Origin of the sequence: Nitrobacter winogradskyi (assembly GCF_006539545.1) — a bacterium.
Classification (GTDB): Bacteria; Pseudomonadota; Alphaproteobacteria; order Rhizobiales; family Xanthobacteraceae; genus Nitrobacter; species Nitrobacter winogradskyi_A.
This window is the reverse complement of record NZ_BJNF01000078.1, coordinates 1-17,247: the sequence shown is the minus strand read 5'-3', so window position 1 is coordinate 17,247 and position 17,247 is coordinate 1. Positions and strand designations below refer to the sequence as shown.

Below are 17,247 nucleotides of genomic sequence, written 5' to 3'. Positions count from 1 at the left end.
GGCCGCTCTAGTTGCGACCAATTTACTACATTGGCTACGCTTACTCTGGACGTCGCTGCTACGCTGCTACCGTCCTGTAGCTCTCACCCGGCCACGGTGGCAATGACACGTTCCGCAGGTCAAGAGAACAGCATCGTTCCCTCGGATGCCGATTTCCGCACTTAAGCTGAACCTATAGCGTTTTGGAGCGAAGCGGATACCGGTTCGCGTGATGAAAGCGCGTTAAAACAATATCGTAGAGCCCCGCTTCTGATTCCATCAGAAGCGGAAAGGCTCCGATCCTCGGTTATGCAGCGAGTTGCGCGCGGAACAGAACGTCGACGCCATAACCCGTCGAGTTGTACGAACTGGTCGGGAACAAGCTCGATCCTCCATAAGCGTATACGCCGTTGCCGCCGATTAACGATGACGACGGAGCTGTCAGCGGTCCATTTGTAATGGAATTGTTGAACAGTCTGGGATCCGCCGCATAGTTTCCTGAGCTGTGATATGACGCGACGTATGTTGTATTGGCGTTGATCGAGACAGGCGATGCGAACTCCACCTGCTGCCAGCCGCTTGCCGTTTCGTTGGTGAACGTCGCCGTCGCCAGCAACGTACCCTCGGCGGTCCAGAGATTGCCGACATGAGTGCCGACGTCCTGGGCACTCTTGTAAAAACGGATGCCGGTGATCTGTCCGTCGGTTGATGCTTGGAACCTCATGCCAAGCTCAACCGGATTCGGGTCGACAACCGAGGTCATCGCTGGGACGTAGCTCGGGTCGTACAGGCTCACGACAGATGAAGACGCTGGATTGATGGAAAGGCTCGCCGTTGCTGTTGCTGTGCCGCCGCGCCCGTCAGAGATCGCGTAATCAAAAGAGGCCGAGCCGTTGTATCCGGCATTTGGCGTGAAAGTGATCGTGTTGGTCTGCGAGTTGAATGTCGCAACGCCATTTGAACTGTTGCTGACGCCTGTCACCGACAGCGCGTCGCCATCCGGATCGCTGTCATTGGCGAGGAGCGCCGAAACGGGGATCGTGAGGATGGAGTCTTGCGTGCCGCTGAAGCCGCTATCGTTTGCGGCGATTGGCGATTGATTGGCAGCCGGGGTTGCCGCTCTGAACGTCACATCGACCCAATAGTTGGTCGCGCCATAGCTGCTGGTGGGGAACAGGTTGGCTCCGCCATAGGCGTAGACGCCATTCTGGGATCCCGGTGCGCTCAATGGCCCATTCGTGTAGGTGGCGTTGAAAAAGCCGCTCGTCGACGTGTAACGGCCGTTGCTCTGATAGCTGGCGACGTAGGTTGTCCCGGCCGTAATCGCAATCGGATTGCTGAATGTAACGGACTGCCAGCCGCTGGAGGTCTCATTGGTGAAGGTGGCAGTCGCCAGCAACGTGCCGTTGCTGCTCCACAGCGATCCGGTATGGGTGCCGTTATCGTTGGCGCCCTTGTAGTATCTGATGCCGGTGATCTCCCCGTCGATCGAAGCCACGAACCTGACGCCGAGATTGACCGGAACGTTATCCGGATCGGAAAGCGAGGTCGGGATGCTTGAAGGCGAGAACAGGCTCACAGTCGGAAGAGATACGTTCAGGTTCACCGTCGCGTTTGCGGTGCCGCCACGGCCGTCCGACACCGTGTACTGGAAACTGGCCGCGCCGGTGTATCCGGCGATCGGAGAGAAGGACACGGTGTTAGTTTGCGCGTCGAAGGTCGCTGTTCCATTGACGGAACTGCCGTTGACGATTCCGGTGATGGTGAGCGTATCGTTGTCGGGGTCAATGTCATTGGCGAGCAGCGCCGAGGCCGGGATCGACAAGGTCGAATCCTGAGCAACCGTTAGACCGTTGTCATCGACTGCGACCGGCGCCTGATTTGGAGGTGCATTGACGTTGAGGCTCACGGTGGCGCTGTCGGTGCCGCCGTTGCCATCGGAGATGGAGTAAATGAACGATGCAGGCCCCGTGTAGCCTGCAGTAGGCGTGAAGATCACCGTGTTGGTTTGAGCGTTGAATGTCGCTGCTCCATTGATGCCACCATTGACCCCGGTAACAACCAATGTGTCATTGTCCAGATCGGTATCGTTGGCTAGCAACGTCGCGGCGGATATCGAAAGAGCGGTGCCTCGTGTTGTCGTAAAGCCGCTGTCGCTGACGGCGACCGGCGGATTGTTGTTCGACGGTAGGATCGTCAGGTTGACGGTGGCGGTGGCGGTACCTCCGTTGCCGTCGGAGATGGCGTAAGTGAACGAAGCAGGACCCGTGTAACCCGACGTCGGCGTGAAGGTCACCGAATTCGTGTTCGCGATATAGGCGGCGGTACCGTTGACCCCTAAACCGGCGCCGGTAATGATCAGCGTATCGCCGTCAGCATCGGTGTCGTTGGCCAGCAGCGTTGCCGCGGAAATGGTCAGCGTATTGTTCTGGGAGGTGGTGAAACCGCTGTCGCCGTTGGCGACCGGTGCATTATTTGTGCTGCCGCCTTCCGAAGTGAAGATCACGTCGACCCAATAGTTGGCCGCGTTAAAGGAGTTGTTCGGGAAAATGTTACCACTACCATACGCGTAGAGGCCGTTGTTGCCGGCAGGGGCGGTCAGGACGCCATTCACGTGGTTTGTCGAGAAGTAGTTGGGCGTCGAAACATAGCGGCCGTTGCTTTGATAGCTCGCCACGTAGGTGGTCCCGGCGGTGATAGTGACCGGATCAGCGAATGTGGCGATCTGCCACCCGCTGGCCGTCTCGTTCGTGAACGTGACGGTGGCCAGCAGTGTGCCTGTGCTGGTCCACAACGAACCGGTGTGCGTGCCGGTATCGTTCACGCCCTTGTAGAACTTGATCCCGTCGATAACGCCGTTGGCGGATGACGTGAATCGTACGCCGAGGTTGACCGGAACGTTATCCGGATCGGATAACACCGCCGGTACATCCGAGCTTGAGAACAGCGAGACGCTGCTCTGGGGATCGAGGACGTTCATGTGAACGACCGCGGATCCGGTGCCTCCGCGACCATCGGAGATGGCATACCCGAAACTGGCCGCACCGACATATCCCGGATTTGGCGTGAATGTGATGATGTTGGTTGCGCTGTTGAATGAAACGGATCCGCCTGCTGCTGCGCCGACGCCGCTGATCGACAGAATGTCGCCATTGGGGTCGATATCGTTGGCTAAGAGCGTCGCAGCGGAGAACGTGATCGGTGTATTCTGGATTGCGGTGAAACCGTAGTCGTTGTAGCCGACAGGCGGCTCATTGACGGTGTTGGCGGAACTGAAGATGACATCGATCCAGTAATTGGTACCATTCGATGCCGTTGTCGGAAATGCGTTGGCAAGACTGTACGTGTAATAGCCATTACCGGAAGCGACGGTGAGAGGGCCGCTGGTATAGGTGCCGGTGAAGTAGTTTGAGCTATTAGCGTAGTGCCCGTTGCTGTGATAGCTCGCAACGTATGTCGTTCCGGCTGCGATCGAAATCGGATTGGCGAATGTAACGGTTTGCCAACCGCTGTCGGTCTCCTGCGTAAAGGTCGCCGTGCCCAGCAGTGTGCCGGTGCTGCTCCACAGCGAACCTACGTGCGTGCCACCATCGCCGATGCTCTTATAGTATCTCAGGCCGACGATCGTTCCTGATTGACTCGAGGAAAAGCTGACGCCGAGATTGACGCCCTTGGGGTCTCCATCGCTCAGGGTAGTTGGAGTGCTTGACGGGGAGAAGAGCGATACTGTGGGAGCGGGGTCGACTGTGATGACAGTCCCCTGCTGTGAAACCTCCATGTTGACGCTGTCGTCGACGGCGCGAGAGCGAATATCGTAAGTGCCGCCGGTTATCGGAACGAATGTGTAGCTCCAGTTCTCGTAGCCGGTCGCTCGATGCCATGTGGTTCCGCCGTTAGTCGAAACCTCGACGACGGCGACCAGTCCGCCCCCCGTATCCGTAGCCGTTCCGGTAATCGTGATCGGTAGTGCCGCGGTGTAGGAACCGCTTGTCGTGGGAGATGTGATGACGGACGTCGGCGCGATATTGTCTGTGGACTGCGAGGCGACCACGAGGCTTTGCATCAGCGTCTGTGGCTGAACGCCCATATCGGCAAACAGGTTGACCATTGCCTGTTGGACGTTGGGATCGGTCGGGGTGGCCTCGTTATCGTGATGTGAATCAAGACCCCAGGTCCAATAGACCGTTCCGGCGCCGAACACCAAGGCACCGCTTGGAGCGCGGTAGAGCGTCAGACTGTGCGTGGCTGTTCCGGGTCCGGTCGTGTTGCCGTTGTCGAGCAGCAGGGTATTGACGTCAACCGTCGTGGACGAAAGGACGATGAGCCCAGCGGGGCGAAAGCCGTTATCCACATCGGAGTCCCACTCGTAACCGAGCAGGTTGGGAACCAGCGAATAGACCTGACCCGGCTCAAGGTTGGCGACTTCGGTATTCGACCAGAAGCGAAAACTGGAAAGATCGTGCGGGATCGTAATCGTGTCGAGCCGATAGGAATCGACGGTGAACATGGTGCCGGTAAGGGCGTTCTCCGGCAGGCCGGCGCCCCATCGTGCGTCGCGCCATGTTCCGGTCGTATACCCGGGATCTGAGTCGGCATTATCCCAGGTTTCTTTGAAGGAGATCATCGTCTTGTAGGGCGTACCGTTGCCATCGATGCTCGATTCCCAGCGGAACTGCCAATACATCTCATTGCCGCTGAGGAATGCGAGATTGACGCCGGCATCGCGCGCGGCCTCGACGTTCGAACGCTGCTCTGCGGACCAGTATTCGTCGTGGCCGACCGAGAGAAAGATCTGGCTGTTCAGGAGTTGTGCGCCGTCACGCGCGGTGTCGATGCCGGTAATGTAATTGATGTCGTAGCCGTTCTGCTCAAGCCATCGAATCGTCGGATATTCAACGCTGAAGATGAAATCCTGTGGACCTGACGAGTAACCGCCGTCACGGGTGATGATCGGGCGATTATAGCTGACGGCGCTGGAGCGACCTGCCTTGCCGGCGGCGTCAATGCCGCCGTAAAGATTGTAGCCGCCCCACCAGTTATAGGCCTGCCACGTCGTGTCCGACGTTTGGAACGTGATGTCGCTCGGGTTTATGTCATCCCGAACGATAAAGGGAATCATGTTCTCCCCGCCGGTATCGAGGCGCGTCAGTTTAGCAAGGTAGATGCCCGACACCGCTTCGAGGGGAACATCCCAGGACGCCGACACCGACCAGTTGCCGGCGTCGACGAGTTTTAAGGTCGGGTCGAAAACCGGTACTGGCTGAATCTGCGCGGAAGACAGCGACTGATTGATGGTATCAACCTTGCGCGCGCCATCCCCATTGTAATAGCCGATCCGGTAGATATCGATCCGGTAGTCTGTGGCGTCGGTGTTGATCTTGAAGTCGACGCGATCCCCGCCAACAACCGAGAACTGCGCGGCGAATCCCTCAATGCTACGGTCACCCTGATCGATCAGCCACTCGCTCTCGGGCGTCCCCTGCTTCATGTTTTCAAGCACGATCGCATTGGGCGTTATGTTTTGCACTGTTGTATCGAATGTCGCCGTCGCCGTCGCCGTGATCGGCGCCAGCGATGGAAACGTTGAGGCATCTGTGCTTGGATTCGGGTGGTCTGGCGAGAACGGTTGCTCGGTCCCCTGCGCCGTGAGGGATGTGAGCATCAGGGACGACAGGCTGACGCCGCCAGCATCGGCCGAGGAAGCCGAGGAACCAGTTGAATTATAATATTCGAGAACCTTCGGCGCGTAGCCCGAAGGCATGCCGCTCTCGCCCTGGGCGCCGCCGGTGCGGACCGAACAGACCGTACAAGCTCTGCCGGTGCAGGAACCGCATGGTGAAGTAAGAGCTTGTTGCTGCCATTGGGTGCTCCACGCTTCAATCGCGGAACGCGTATCTTCTGTTGCCCCTGTCGTGCCCATTAATTCGACCTCGAAAAAGCATCAGCCAAAATTCGTAAAAAATAATCCGTAAATCATTTTTAAAAATAATTCTACCCCATAAAAATTTAAAAATTTAAGGGCGCTACCTTTAAGGCCATGAAGTGCTTGGTTGCAGCCAATCTCTTGGTGTTATTATATATTTTATAATTCCCGGTCATTTGAATGCCGTCGAAGGCGCCCGAAATCACAAGGTGATATCTGCATTTCTCAGGGCAATGTCTGAAATAAATCACGGGAGATACACACTTTGAGTTTCGGCCGGCTGTTAGGAGACCTGTGCGCGGAAGGATGTAGACGAGGCCGAGAATGGCTGACTCTATGGGCTTTCCGAAGAGGAGGGTGTGCCGTGGCGCATCGTACGATAGGTCAAGAGCGGTTCGGTTTCGCAGATCGTAGGCGCACTGCCTCGTCGCTCGATGAGATCGGCAAGCTGATCGATTGGCAGCCGGTCACGGTTCTTCTCGATCCGCTTTATTCGTCCACCAAGGGCGACCTCGCCTGGCCGCCGCTGGCAATGTTCAAGGCGCTGCTGCTGTCGATCTGGTACGACCTGTCGGACGTGAAGCTGGCGGAGGCGCTCGATGACCGGGCATCCTTCCGCCGGTTCTGCGGTTTCTCCAGCAGTGAGGCGACACCTGAGCGCGCTGCCTTCGTTCGATACCGCAGGACGCTCGTCGCGCATGGTCTCGATGTCGCGCTGTTCGATGCGGTGGCCGCACAGCTCAAGGCCAGAGCGGTCATGGTCAAGGTTGGCACGTTGGTCGATGCGACGATCATCGCTTCGGCCAGCGAAGACGATGTAGATGGCCGCTGGGTCAAGCATAAGGGCAAGCGCAGTCGGAGAACTTCTCCCGCACCGTCTCGATCACATTCCACTGCCGCGGGATCACTTCCAGCGTCTGCGTCACATCCTCGCCGAGCTTGCGCAGGCGGTTGCCACCCCAGCAGGCGCAAGCTGTCGGCGGTTCGATGACGACCCGCTCGCGCGGCAGATGCACCGGGAAGGTCTGGCGCGCGGCGGCGCGCTTGCGCACAAATCCCTGGACCGTCGTCGTTTTCGCCACCCGCAATGGCAAAATTCCTGGCTCAGCCCGCGCTCTGCGGTCGCCACGTCAGTTGCGGATTCCGCCAGTCGATGCCCTCGAGCATATAAGCCATCTGCGCCGCCGAGATCGACACCGCGCTGTCCGTCGCCGATGGCCAGACGAACTTGCCGCAGTCCAGACGCTTGGCGTAAAGCGAGATGACCCGTCATGCCACAGGATCTTGATCAGATCGCCGCGCAAGGTGGCCGCCGCCGAAGCGATACGGTGAAAAGAAAATGGATGACCAAGATCCGATCGTGGCGGCAGCCCCCGACAAGATCGCAGGCTCGGTCGTCGTCGAATGGCGCTTTGCCAACACTCAAGCCGGGCCAGAAGAACAAAGAAGTGCGACGGTCCATCGGCAAAAGGTCGGTCGCAACGACCCATGCCCATGTGGCTCAGGCAAGAAATACAAGAAATGCGGCGGCCTCGATTAATCGCGACTGCGGTCTATGCCGGACGCTTACGCTGAACTGCTCAATCCGCAGCGGAAAACGATGCCATCGACCTTGTCGATCGCCACCGGCATCCCGAACCACGGATGCCAATGATAAAGCAGTTCTCGGAAAACAGTCTCGTGGGCGTTCTCAAACCTTGCTGTACAAGCACTGTCAGACCCCCTTCGAGCCTCGATGGCATAACACCATCGGCATTCGCAACCAGGCCCAACAAGGGCCAGAATGCAGCCGGACCTACTTATGCCCGGCAGGAATTGAGGGAGCACGTAACCAACGTTGGCGGCGCATCCCACACAGCATTTATTACTTTTTACTCCGTCCGTTTTCTTTGGGAGCGGCAATAGGCGATCCACCAACTATTCGCCCGTCTGCGATGATAGCACTGCGCACGCCATCCCACCGATCAACGACTATCCGGTGGCCACCGGCGCCGTGAATATTGTAAGGCCCATACTGAAAAGGCCCTACAAAAAAGACGTTATGAAAATCTATATGAATGTCCCCGCCGGTGTCGGGAAATATATGACAGGCATAATTTCCCGCCCCCCAAAACACCACATTCTCGCAGATTACTGCGCCGGTCCAGTTGTCGGCGACGAACAGTCCTTGAGATCCAATCTGTGGGGGCGTCACATCCGAGGTTCTGTAGGCGCGGATCGTCGTGTTCTTAATATGAAGAGTGCCGACATCGCCAGGCGAGTAACACTGAATGCAGTCTGCATGGTCACTCCCTATTCCGATGGCCTCGAGCCAACAGCCATCGATAGTAAATGTTCCTCCTCCCGCTATCCGCACAACCTCTCGCGATTTTATGCGACAACGCAACAACGAATTATCCCCGAGACAGATAACAGTACGATCATCTCTGGGCAGGTCAATGCTGGTGCCCGCCAGCGACAAACCCTTCGACAATTTTACCGGAGAATTACGAATCTCCGCATCAGCGAACATAGGATCGTTGAAACTTAATGGAATACCATCCGTTCTTGTGTCGAGCACTGCTTCGACCTCCTTAGCCTCCCTGGCGGCGCTTGAGCCGAGACCCGAAACGGCAAAGGCGCCCGCTCCAATTAGGAAACTACGTCGTGCAATGGATGACATTGGTCATGGTCCTCCAATAGGTAGATCGGCCACTCGCGCCCGCCTTTTGTATCCACGAATTCGATGGTCGAATCGTAATTAAGCCCGCACCGCTTGACGCTGCGACGAGTCTCCCGAAGGTTGGGGAGCTTACCTGATCCAAGAAGAGCATGAGGTACCGTGCCTCATCAACGCAAGTCGAATTCAATTCGTGGCAGGCTTTTAGCTCAACCATCGGCGTACGATAACGATCGCAAAACCAAAAGCGACAGCTAGAAAAAAACCCCAAAAAAGCTGCTTATCGTCTTCCGACGAAAACTGGTTATTTATAAAATTGACCGTACGCTGAAGCTTGCACATAATACGCACTCTCAAGCTAGCTTTATTATAATTCACCTCGGGAAAGCGCGAAACAGTTTCGGATATGGATGCCGTCAACTGTCGAAAGTTTCCGACCGCATCCCGAGAGTTCGGATACACGAGAACCATCCCCGCCAAATTTATCTGGCTGTGCAGTCGCCCAGCCCTCGTCTCGTGAGCTCGCTGTGCGGTTTTTATCAATGAGTGCTAGTGAGATAGTCTGCGACCAACTCGACCTTGTCCCTTGCGAAGCTCGCCTCAACGTCGCTAAATTGCTCTTGGCAGCCCTCATACTGGCTCCTGCGCACCCATTTCGGCCCAAGGAATCTGCTCGTTTCCACATGAGGTTATGACGGCGAACACAGGTGGAACCCGCGAAACCAAACCCAACTCTCGAAAAAATCTAAACCAGAAATAATTCGATAATGTTCGGCGAACCGGTTGTTCCTGGTATTCGACGCCACGAAAAACATAGAAGATACGATCGCCCACCATACTTGCTCTACGAACGAGCTCCGCTTCATGTCCAAACGGAGAAACTCTTGCAATCCGCAAATGACAGGCTTCGTTTCTTGCTTCTATAATCGGCATGTTCTCGATGCTCTCATCGGTCATCCGAACATCGAACTTCTGACCTTCTAAAAACTTGACGATCGCCCCGTGTGTCTCGCCAAAATTCTCCGGCTGGCGCACGATCTTCCAGGTCATGGTTGGTATCAGCACCAACACAATCGACCACTTAAGAACCGATGACAGAATCATGCCGAATACCTGCGAGGCTGATCGACACAACCAATCCCAGCATAATGATGCTTAACAATACCTCTACCGGGGGACTATGGAGCATCAGATAAAATGAGCCGCTGACACCCATGAGGCTGACGCGAAGTACATTGACGGCGAAAACGGAGAAGCATGCCAGCAAGCACCAGAGGATATCCTGGGAACGCCATTTGTGTCGCGCGAATTGGCTAACGGTGGCCCAGCAAAGTAACGCCAGCGATACATTGGCGAGAGAGGAGCAGGACGGAAGGATGGCAAGTGAACCTGAATGATCGACAAATTCGACGAGATTTCCCGTGCGTTCCGTGCCTAGCACCCACCTTACAAAGATAGCATCGATCTCCAATATATACCTGGCAAACAAATTGAAAACGACCCGACTCCAAAACATCGGTATAGTGACAGCCAGAAGAACAATGGCTCCACGACGGAGTGAATCGGCCGGCCGCCCAAGAAACAAGATATACAAGCTCAATATCGCCACCGCGAGCCAACTCGTGGCACCGATCGGCAGAGCTATTAAGAGCAAAAGAGCCGCCGACAAAACCAGATCGGCTTTCTGTATTTTTCCTGCACGCTCGCTCAGAACCAGCGAAACGCCCACGAAGCACGCCACCCACACTATGATGCTAACGTCAAAATTACCGACAGTTGCATCGAACCATCCACGAGAGTGGATTGATTTGACTATTCGCGCCGTCAGTCCGTTGGCGCACGCAATAATGTACAGGCTGGCAAACAGTCCGCTTCGATCAACACTCTCTGTTTTGATCTTGTTTCTGACACTTTTCAGCATCTGACGACTAACTGTTTTAGAGGCAAATTATTGATGCGTGATAATCCGTTCAGGTAACGATTCAATACGGTTTATTGACGAGGATCTTGATGAGCGCCTAAAATGCAAGACCCCCGCCTGCGGTCAGGGGCACCACATCCGCCCGTGCATATTAGACGACACCCGGGCTTACGTCTTAATTATTTCAAAAGTCATGCTTAAAAACATCATTGAGCGTCGTCAATATATAATCATGAGCATTCACATAAGCTTAGCTGGATTCCGTCGCGCATTGGAGCGGGAGATTCGCGGCAAAATCAGTTAAATTATTATATTTCTGATTTTGACGGTGGCTATTTTTCAATTATTTTGTGGTGCAGTATCCCTTCAGCCTTGGTCTAAGCGAGACCAAGGCTGGTCAAAGGTAAATCGCATGTTACAAAACATCGAGCCCTCACCGGACCGAACACGGGCGGCACACCGGGACGTCGAGGTCGCTCAACCGCCGAGAGAGAACAATCTTGCGGATACCGTCAGCCTCACCAAAGGCTTGGTCCGGCGTCAGTATCCATTAGTGATCGCCACAACTGCCATGGCGCTGGTGCTGGGCGCGCTCTACTTGGTGGTTACTCCTCCGACCTATACGGCACACGCTCGACTGCTGCTGGGAAACGCAAATGTGCCGTTCGTCCAGCAGCTTTCGCTTGGGGCAGAGCGTTCAGTTGATCACACTCTCATCGATACGGAACTTCAGATCCTCAGATCTCGGAACATTATCGCTTCGGCCATACGGGAATCCAAGTTAGCGGATAACAGCGCACTGCGGGCAAATCCGTCCCTCTTTAAGCGGATACGACTATGGTTCGGGGGAACATCGGGCGACGACACAGAAGGCAATCCATTGGAGGACATGATTGAAGCCTTCCAGAAAAGCCTTTCTGCAACACGCATCGATACCAGCAACGTAATCGATATCGGTTTCAGTTGGAGCAGCGCGGCAAAAGCGGCTGAAATTACAAACGCAATCGCGAGCGCCTACATCGCCGACCAACTCGATGCCAGATTCGAATCAAACAAGACCGCGATGCTCTGGCTTCAACAACGTCTGCGCAGTTTGGGAGAGCAGGCGGAAAGCGCGGAGCGCGCAGTCAATGCTTATAAGTCAAAGAACAACATTGTGACGTCGACCGAAGGCAGACCAATTGACGAACAGCAGATCGCGGAGTTGAACAGTCGGCTGGTCGCTGCCAGAGCCCTAACGACAGAGGCCACTGTACGCCTTGACCGATACGAAAGCGCTTTGAGGCACAATCCTGAAGCCGTGGATTCCATTGGGAAAATGGATGCTGCCGGATCCGATCTCCTTGTCAGCCCGATCATTACCTCACTTCGCCAACAGTATCTTGATACGCAGCGACGCGAGAATGATTATTCCGTCAAGTTCGGAAGGGACCATCAGGCAGTCATAAATTTGCGGAACCGTATGCGGGATATCCGCAAATCCATTCAGGAGGAAGTGCGTCGTCTCGCGGAGACTACCAGAAACGATCAAGCAACCGCGAAACAACGCCAGGACGAAATCGAAAAACAACTCGCCACAGCGGTAGCTCTTTCTCGATCAACCAATGCTGCGGGAGTAACCCTGCGTGAGCTACAGGCTCAAGCAAAGGAATATCGCAGTCTCTATGATACATTCCTGCAGCGCTACATGGGATCAACTCAGCAGCAATCCTTTCCGGTCTCCGAAGCGCGCCTGATTTACGCTGCGTCACCACCACCCACAAAGAGCAAACCGAAGACGCTCGTCGTCTTCGCGCTGAGCCTTTTTGGGGGAATTGGTCTTGGTTCGGGCCTGGCGTTCCTGAGAGACTTGATGGATCGTGTTTTCCGGACACCAACCCAGTTGGAAGATAGTTTAGATTTGCCGTGCCTTGCTGTGGTTCCGCAACTTCCTCCCGATGAAACGCCAGATTACCAGCCATCCAGCACCTTACGATCGGGCTATGAACAGGACTATAGGACCTTATCCAAGACCTCGTCACCACACTGGGCGGTGGCGAATATGCCCTTGTCGAGGTTTGCTGAGTCCATGAGATCCATCAAACTGGGGATTGATCTGAGCCGCAACCACTCATCCAATAGAGTCATCGGAGTAACCTCTACACAGCCCGGCGAGGGCAAATCCACGATTGCTGCTTGTTTGGCTCAACTCATCGGTCAAAGCGGACACAGTGTGATCCTTGTCGATTGCGATCTCAGAAACCCGTCCTTATCGAAAGCACTGGCTCCCTATGCAACAATCGGCCTCATAGATGTCCTTTCTGAAGGCCAGCCAATTGAGCGCGCTATATGGACGGACACCGAGACGAATTTAGTTTTCATACCAGCGGGGAAAAATAGCACTTTGCTACACAGCAGCGAAATGCTTAGCGCCGACCCGATGCACCTCCTGGTCGAAAGGCTTTGCTCGGTCTATGATTACGTTATCATCGATCTTCCGCCGCTCGCCCCCATCGTTGACGCCAGAGCAAGTTCTGCCGTGGTCGACTGTTTTATATATGTCGTGGAGTGGGGCAGAACCAAAATAGACGTTGTGAAGCATGCACTTCATACCGCGCCAAACGTTTATGAGAACATCGTCGGCACTGTGCTAAACAAAACCGACATCAAGGAAATGGCCAGCTATAATGGTTCGCGAAGCGACTATTACAGCGAGAGCCATTACGAACATTACGGAGTGGGCGATAGCCCGTCGCGCCGCACCCCTTAAAATTGTTGCAAATAGGCAACATATTCTGAGTTTCGAACGCAACGGCCTGATCTTCTCCTGTTTTGAATCTCCAAAAATGCAATCTTCTAGCGAATCAAATACTGGGGCGCCCTGAGCCTTACGATGCGAAATTTTGCGCTGACTTCGGTTCTTTTGGCGCTTCTGGTTGGTGGATGCTCGACCGTCCCCGCCAGCGGCCCGCAAGGTATTGACGTCGAAAAACAGTCCGAAGGAGGCGTTCCAGTACGCATGCCGTACGCCTCGGTGGATGTTAGTCCTTCGATCATAAAGGTGTTGGGAGATTATACTCCGAGACTGTCCAACGCTTTCGCCAATAGATCTCCACCAAAGGCGTTTCGCTTTGGTATCGGAGATATGGTCAGCGTGACGATCTTTGAGGCTGCAGCCGGTGGACTTTTTACGTCCGAGACTGGAGTTCGCGCGGGTAATTTTGTTACTATTCCCAACCAAGCTGTCGATCAGAACGGAAACATAACCGTGCCATACGCTGGCGCCGTTCTCGCGAAGGGACGTACCCCCCCGGACATCGGAGCCGCTATTGTCGATCGCCTGAAGGGCCGAGCTCTAGAGCCTCAGGTTGTCGTCGCCCTGGCACAACAGAACACGTCTCTGGTCAGCGTACTGGGTGATGTACGAACGGCGGGACGATTTCCTGCCAACCCTTCTGGCGAGCGTATCCTGGATTACATCGCGAGGGCCGGCGGTCCGATGAATCAAGGATATGACCTTTGGGTATCATTGGAGCGCAACAACCATCGAGCGAGCGTCCCATTCGGTGCATTGCTTTACGAACCTAGCAACAATATCTATGCGCTGCCGAATGACGCTATTTATCTTTTCACCCAGCCACAGACCTTCCTTACATTCGGGGCAGCAGGGCAGCAGGGCCAGTTCAAGTTTGAGGCATGGCGCCTCTCGCTCGCAGAAGCCATTGGCAAGAATCAGGGCTTGAACGATAGTCGCGCCGATCCAAGTTTCGTATTCCTTTATAGAGGAGAAACACGGGAAGTCGCAGCCAGGCTCGGAGTTGATTGTAATCACTTCGAAGGACCGATCATACCTGTAATCTATCACCTCAATTTGCGTGACCCTTCAGGATATTTCCTCGCGCAGAATTTCGAGATGCGGAACAAGGATATTATCTACACGTCCAATGCTTCGATGGTCGAAACGACGAAGTTCTTGGTCTTCCTGCGAACTATTATGGCAACGGCTAACGATCCGATAATCTATGCCACCAACGCCAACATCTTAAAAAGCTCACTCAGTGGCACGCCCACCACGGTCATAACGACGCCAACGCCGATTCAACGCTAGGTGTTTAGTCCCGCAGTGTGACGGCGTATGGTCATTGCCCTCAGAGAGGGATGGGCTAGGTTCTTGATGGGGGCGCCAAGATCACGCACGCCGTTCGAGCGGAGCTACAGCGATCGCAGGCTTCGTCCGCAGAACTCGCGAGGCGGTTCGGCATCAACGAGAAGACAGTGAGGAAGTGGCGATCGCGGGCGATGGTCGGGGACGAGCCGATCAGGCCGAAGGAGCAGCGCACTTCTTTGTTCTTCCAGCCCGGCTTGAGTGTTGGCAAGGCGCCATTCATTGCGGACGACGACCCAGCCTGCGATCTTGTCGGGGGTTGCCGACACGATCGGGTCTTGGTCATCCATTTTCTTTTCACCCTGCGCGATGTCGATGAGGAGCAACATTCCGCTCATAGCTGCCGCCGTATCGCCATAAGCGTCGAGCAGCGTTTTCCAGGTCGCCGGGCGCAACGCAATGGCCTGCTCGAAGCCTGCGATCCAAAGCTCCCAGAGAACATCGTTATTGCGCGTGTCGAGGGAGAACAACGGACTGTAGCCGTCGGGGCACTCCATCAGTGGGCGTCCCACGCCGTTGTAGTGCTCCATGACGAGGCCGAGAACCCGGTTGGCATGTTCCAGATTCTCGAAGGCCGGCTGCTGATCCGGACTATCCTCATGCCACACGACTGGAAGCCAGTCCCTGGGCATGATCAGTTCAGGGCAGGTCAGCAGGCGGCAAGGTGACGGCCATTCTTGAACTCGGACCCGTCGCCGACGGCGGCGACAATCGCAGTCGCCGTCTTGGGGCCGTCGCCCTTGATCTTTGCGATGCGTTGGCACACCTCACTGTCGTGGAACACCGCATCGATCTTCCTGTCGAAGATGATGATGCGGCGTTCACGCTGTTCCTCGATGACGGGCGCGTTTGCATGTCCAACAATGCCGCCGAGTGCGGCCTGCGCGGTATCGCTCTGGGAAGAGAATCATGGCTGTTCTGCGGCTCCGATCGCGGTGGCCAACGCGCGGCGACCATGTTTCCTGGCGGCGGATCGTGGTGGCGTGCGAGATAGCCGCCGAGCATGGCGATCTGGAGCAAATAGGTGGCGAGGGTCTTGCGCAAGATGCGCGGCTTGGCCCGAGCCGTTCGGTCGGGGTGAGCACTGTCTCCGGCGCAACTTCGAGCTTTGCTCGTGCGGACATGGTGAGGAAGAAGATACGCCATCGCGATGAGGGCGAGGAGCCTTGGCCAGCCGCTCGGCGGTCTCCAACCTAGCGTCTTCCGCGCGACAGCCAGAATCTGCGCCAGTCAATGGGCGCTCGCGGGCACGCCGGAGCGATACGTCCATAGCCTTCCCGCGATCGCTTGATCATGAACGCTTCGAGTTCGAGGGAGAAGTGGGACGAGTCGAATTTCTCCGGGGGATCTGACTCAATAAAGTTGTATTATGAGGCGCCGCCCCATTCCCAGGTCCAAATGGTTAATGGCAGAAATGGACCTGCATCAGGTCAGATGGCACCGGCCTTGCTTCGGAAAGAACGTCCCAATAAATCACGACGCAAAGTGCCTTGTTATGACCCGAACACCGTATCACCAAGACGCAACGACCCGGATTTTCGAACGAAAATGGTACCAGGGGTACTGGAGGAAATTCCGCCGGAAGGAGCTAAATTTCCGGCGGAAAAGAAGACCGGGATGGCGCGCGCTTATTATAATGGCCGTAATTATCATTGACAGCTTGCTCGCGACCGGAGCGTGGTACGTCGTCGAATACATCATCCGATGATGGATTGGAATCACCATAGCCAAGACCACCAATCTGAATCAGGAGGTAGGTAGCCTGGTTCAAAACCAAACACCCGATAATGACTACAATGCCTCCCCCGGTACCGAAACCGCTAACACGGAGAACGGCGGCGGAGACAAGAGCAATCAATAATGCAATGGGCACAAGGACGAAGGCTTTACAGCGTAAACCTGTAGCTGCTCCGATCAGCGCGCTGACAGCTAGCAAAACAAGAGCAATATCCATGCTGGTACCAATCGCGGTTGTTGCCCAGGAGACTAACCTATAAATACCTGACATCATTAACGTTTGGTGTTATTATGCCGCTTGGCAAGGCGCTGTGTCCTTCGTGGCGGTCGCCCGCTTGAATTGATCGTGGCCTGTGTCTCCTTCGAATGTCTCATAACGAAACAGGCTTGATATGATGGCTTAGCGATCAGTCGCCGACTCGTTTCCGGCGGCACTGCGACGGCCGGCATGTTATTGCCTCCCGTCTCCTGGAGTTCTCTCAGCGTATGTCGATCGGACGTCGCTGTGACGGTACCCACGGTATCGCTCCAGAATTTCCGAGGTAATCCAGGTCTCGTCACGGGGAAGTGCAACTGCAACAAGCGAAGCTGCCGCAGGGGTTCATTCGATGATGATTCTCTTGACGCCGCTCCACGGCGTAACCGATATGCCTGCGCCATCTCGCCTTCATGTGGATATTTGGGTCAATCCCGCCTAGCCCAAGTTGAATAGGGCAAATGGAAGGCGGTGGGACAAGTACGCAAATCCGTACTTGACTCCTAACGGATCTAATTATTTCGTGAAGCAGCGTCGGCTCATCGACTTCGTATCAAGCGGAGGCGAGGTCGTCTCGGAGAACTCCGAAATGCGAGCCGCGGCGCTGGAGGAATTTTGTCCAGTTCTC

General features: G+C 55.4%; 9 protein-coding genes and 6 pseudogenes. 6 read left to right on the top strand and 9 right to left on the bottom strand.

Annotated features, from left to right (window positions below; genetic code table 11):
- Positions 1-286: 286 nt before the first annotated feature.
- Positions 287-5,740 carry a DUF4082 domain-containing protein gene (locus tag NWI01_RS13910; protein WP_244613770.1) on the bottom strand — a complete coding sequence of 1,818 codons (5,454 nt, stop codon included), beginning with the start codon at positions 5,738-5,740 and terminating at the stop codon, positions 287-289.
- Positions 5,741-6,266: 526 nt separating this feature from the next.
- Between NWI01_RS13910 and NWI01_RS20105 the strand changes: the two are divergent.
- Positions 6,267-6,617 (top strand): annotated as a pseudogene (locus tag NWI01_RS20105) (transposase); the annotation flags it as partial.
- A 136-nt stretch (positions 6,618-6,753) separates the two neighbouring features.
- Here the strand turns inward: NWI01_RS20105 and NWI01_RS13900 are convergent.
- Positions 6,754-6,981, bottom strand: a pseudogene (locus NWI01_RS13900) (IS66 family transposase zinc-finger binding domain-containing protein); the annotation flags it as partial.
- A 25-nt stretch (positions 6,982-7,006) separates the two neighbouring features.
- Positions 7,007-7,165 carry an IS66 family insertion sequence element accessory protein TnpB gene (gene tnpB, locus NWI01_RS13895; protein WP_141384467.1) on the bottom strand — a complete coding sequence of 53 codons (159 nt, stop codon included), beginning with the start codon at positions 7,163-7,165 and terminating at the stop codon, positions 7,007-7,009.
- A gap of 76 nt (positions 7,166-7,241) precedes the next feature.
- On the opposite strand from tnpB, the gene NWI01_RS19675 reads away from it, so the two are divergent.
- The gene (locus NWI01_RS19675) at positions 7,242-7,442 is read left to right on the top strand and encodes an SEC-C metal-binding domain-containing protein (protein WP_244613769.1); all 201 of its coding nucleotides are present in this window, start codon (positions 7,242-7,244) and stop codon (positions 7,440-7,442) included.
- Between the two features lie 324 nt (positions 7,443-7,766).
- On the opposite strand, the gene NWI01_RS13885 is transcribed toward NWI01_RS19675, so the two are convergent.
- The 3 genes from NWI01_RS13885 to NWI01_RS13875 form a co-directional block, all read right to left on the bottom strand.
- Positions 7,767-8,564 carry a hypothetical protein gene (locus NWI01_RS13885; protein WP_141384464.1) on the bottom strand — a complete coding sequence of 266 codons (798 nt, stop codon included), beginning with the start codon at positions 8,562-8,564 and terminating at the stop codon, positions 7,767-7,769.
- Between the two features lie 627 nt (positions 8,565-9,191).
- On the bottom strand, positions 9,192-9,611 hold the full coding sequence (locus NWI01_RS13880) for a hypothetical protein (protein WP_141384462.1): 420 nt from the start codon (positions 9,609-9,611) through the stop codon (positions 9,192-9,194).
- 31 nt (positions 9,612-9,642) lie between these two features.
- Entirely contained in the window at positions 9,643-10,482 is an 840-nt protein-coding gene (locus NWI01_RS13875; RefSeq protein WP_141384460.1) for a hypothetical protein, read from the bottom strand.
- Positions 10,483-10,894: 412 nt separating this feature from the next.
- Between NWI01_RS13875 and NWI01_RS13870 the strand changes: the two genes are divergently transcribed.
- The 3 genes and pseudogenes from NWI01_RS13870 to NWI01_RS19670 all read left to right on the top strand — a co-directional run.
- The gene (locus NWI01_RS13870; RefSeq protein WP_141384458.1) at positions 10,895-13,231 is read left to right on the top strand and encodes a polysaccharide biosynthesis tyrosine autokinase; all 2,337 of its coding nucleotides are present in this window, start codon (positions 10,895-10,897) and stop codon (positions 13,229-13,231) included.
- A 123-nt stretch (positions 13,232-13,354) separates the two neighbouring features.
- On the top strand, positions 13,355-14,569 hold the full coding sequence (locus NWI01_RS13865; protein WP_141384456.1) for a polysaccharide biosynthesis/export family protein: 1,215 nt from the start codon (positions 13,355-13,357) through the stop codon (positions 14,567-14,569).
- A gap of 80 nt (positions 14,570-14,649) precedes the next feature.
- A pseudogene (locus tag NWI01_RS19670) lies at positions 14,650-14,808 on the top strand (helix-turn-helix domain-containing protein); the annotation flags it as partial.
- 156 nt (positions 14,809-14,964) lie between these two features.
- Here the strand turns inward: NWI01_RS19670 and NWI01_RS19665 are convergent.
- A pseudogene (locus tag NWI01_RS19665) lies at positions 14,965-15,258 on the bottom strand (UPF0149 family protein); the annotation flags it as partial.
- A gap of 23 nt (positions 15,259-15,281) precedes the next feature.
- Positions 15,282-15,446: pseudogene (locus tag NWI01_RS13855) on the bottom strand (transposase); the annotation flags it as partial.
- Between NWI01_RS13855 and NWI01_RS13850 the strand changes: the two are divergent.
- Positions 15,444-15,587: pseudogene (locus tag NWI01_RS13850) on the top strand (IS66 family transposase); the annotation flags it as partial. The pseudogenes NWI01_RS13855 and NWI01_RS13850 sit on opposite strands and share 3 nt — an antisense overlap.
- Before the next feature lie 627 nt (positions 15,588-16,214).
- Here NWI01_RS13850 and NWI01_RS13840 read toward each other — a convergent pair.
- A complete protein-coding gene (locus tag NWI01_RS13840) occupies positions 16,215-16,580 on the bottom strand; it encodes a hypothetical protein (protein WP_141384452.1) in 366 nt (121 codons plus the stop codon).
- Between the last annotated feature and the right edge of the window lie 667 nt (positions 16,581-17,247).

Coding starts and splice junctions, on each gene's coding strand:
- NWI01_RS13910 (WP_244613770.1), bottom strand. CDS start 5,740: ATGCCTTCGGGCTACGCGCCGAAGGTTCTCGAATATTATAATTCAACT.
- NWI01_RS19675 (WP_244613769.1), top strand. CDS start 7,242: ATGGATGACCAAGATCCGATCGTGGCGGCAGCCCCCGACAAGATCGCA.
- NWI01_RS13885 (WP_141384464.1), bottom strand. CDS start 8,564: ATGTCATCCATTGCACGACGTAGTTTCCTAATTGGAGCGGGCGCCTTT.
- NWI01_RS13880 (WP_141384462.1), bottom strand. CDS start 9,611: ATGACCTGGAAGATCGTGCGCCAGCCGGAGAATTTTGGCGAGACACAC.
- NWI01_RS13875 (WP_141384460.1), bottom strand. CDS start 10,482: ATGCTGAAAAGTGTCAGAAACAAGATCAAAACAGAGAGTGTTGATCGA.
- NWI01_RS13870 (WP_141384458.1), top strand. CDS start 10,895: ATGTTACAAAACATCGAGCCCTCACCGGACCGAACACGGGCGGCACAC.
- NWI01_RS13865 (WP_141384456.1), top strand. CDS start 13,355: ATGCGAAATTTTGCGCTGACTTCGGTTCTTTTGGCGCTTCTGGTTGGT.
- NWI01_RS13840 (WP_141384452.1), bottom strand. CDS start 16,580: ATGGATATTGCTCTTGTTTTGCTAGCTGTCAGCGCGCTGATCGGAGCA.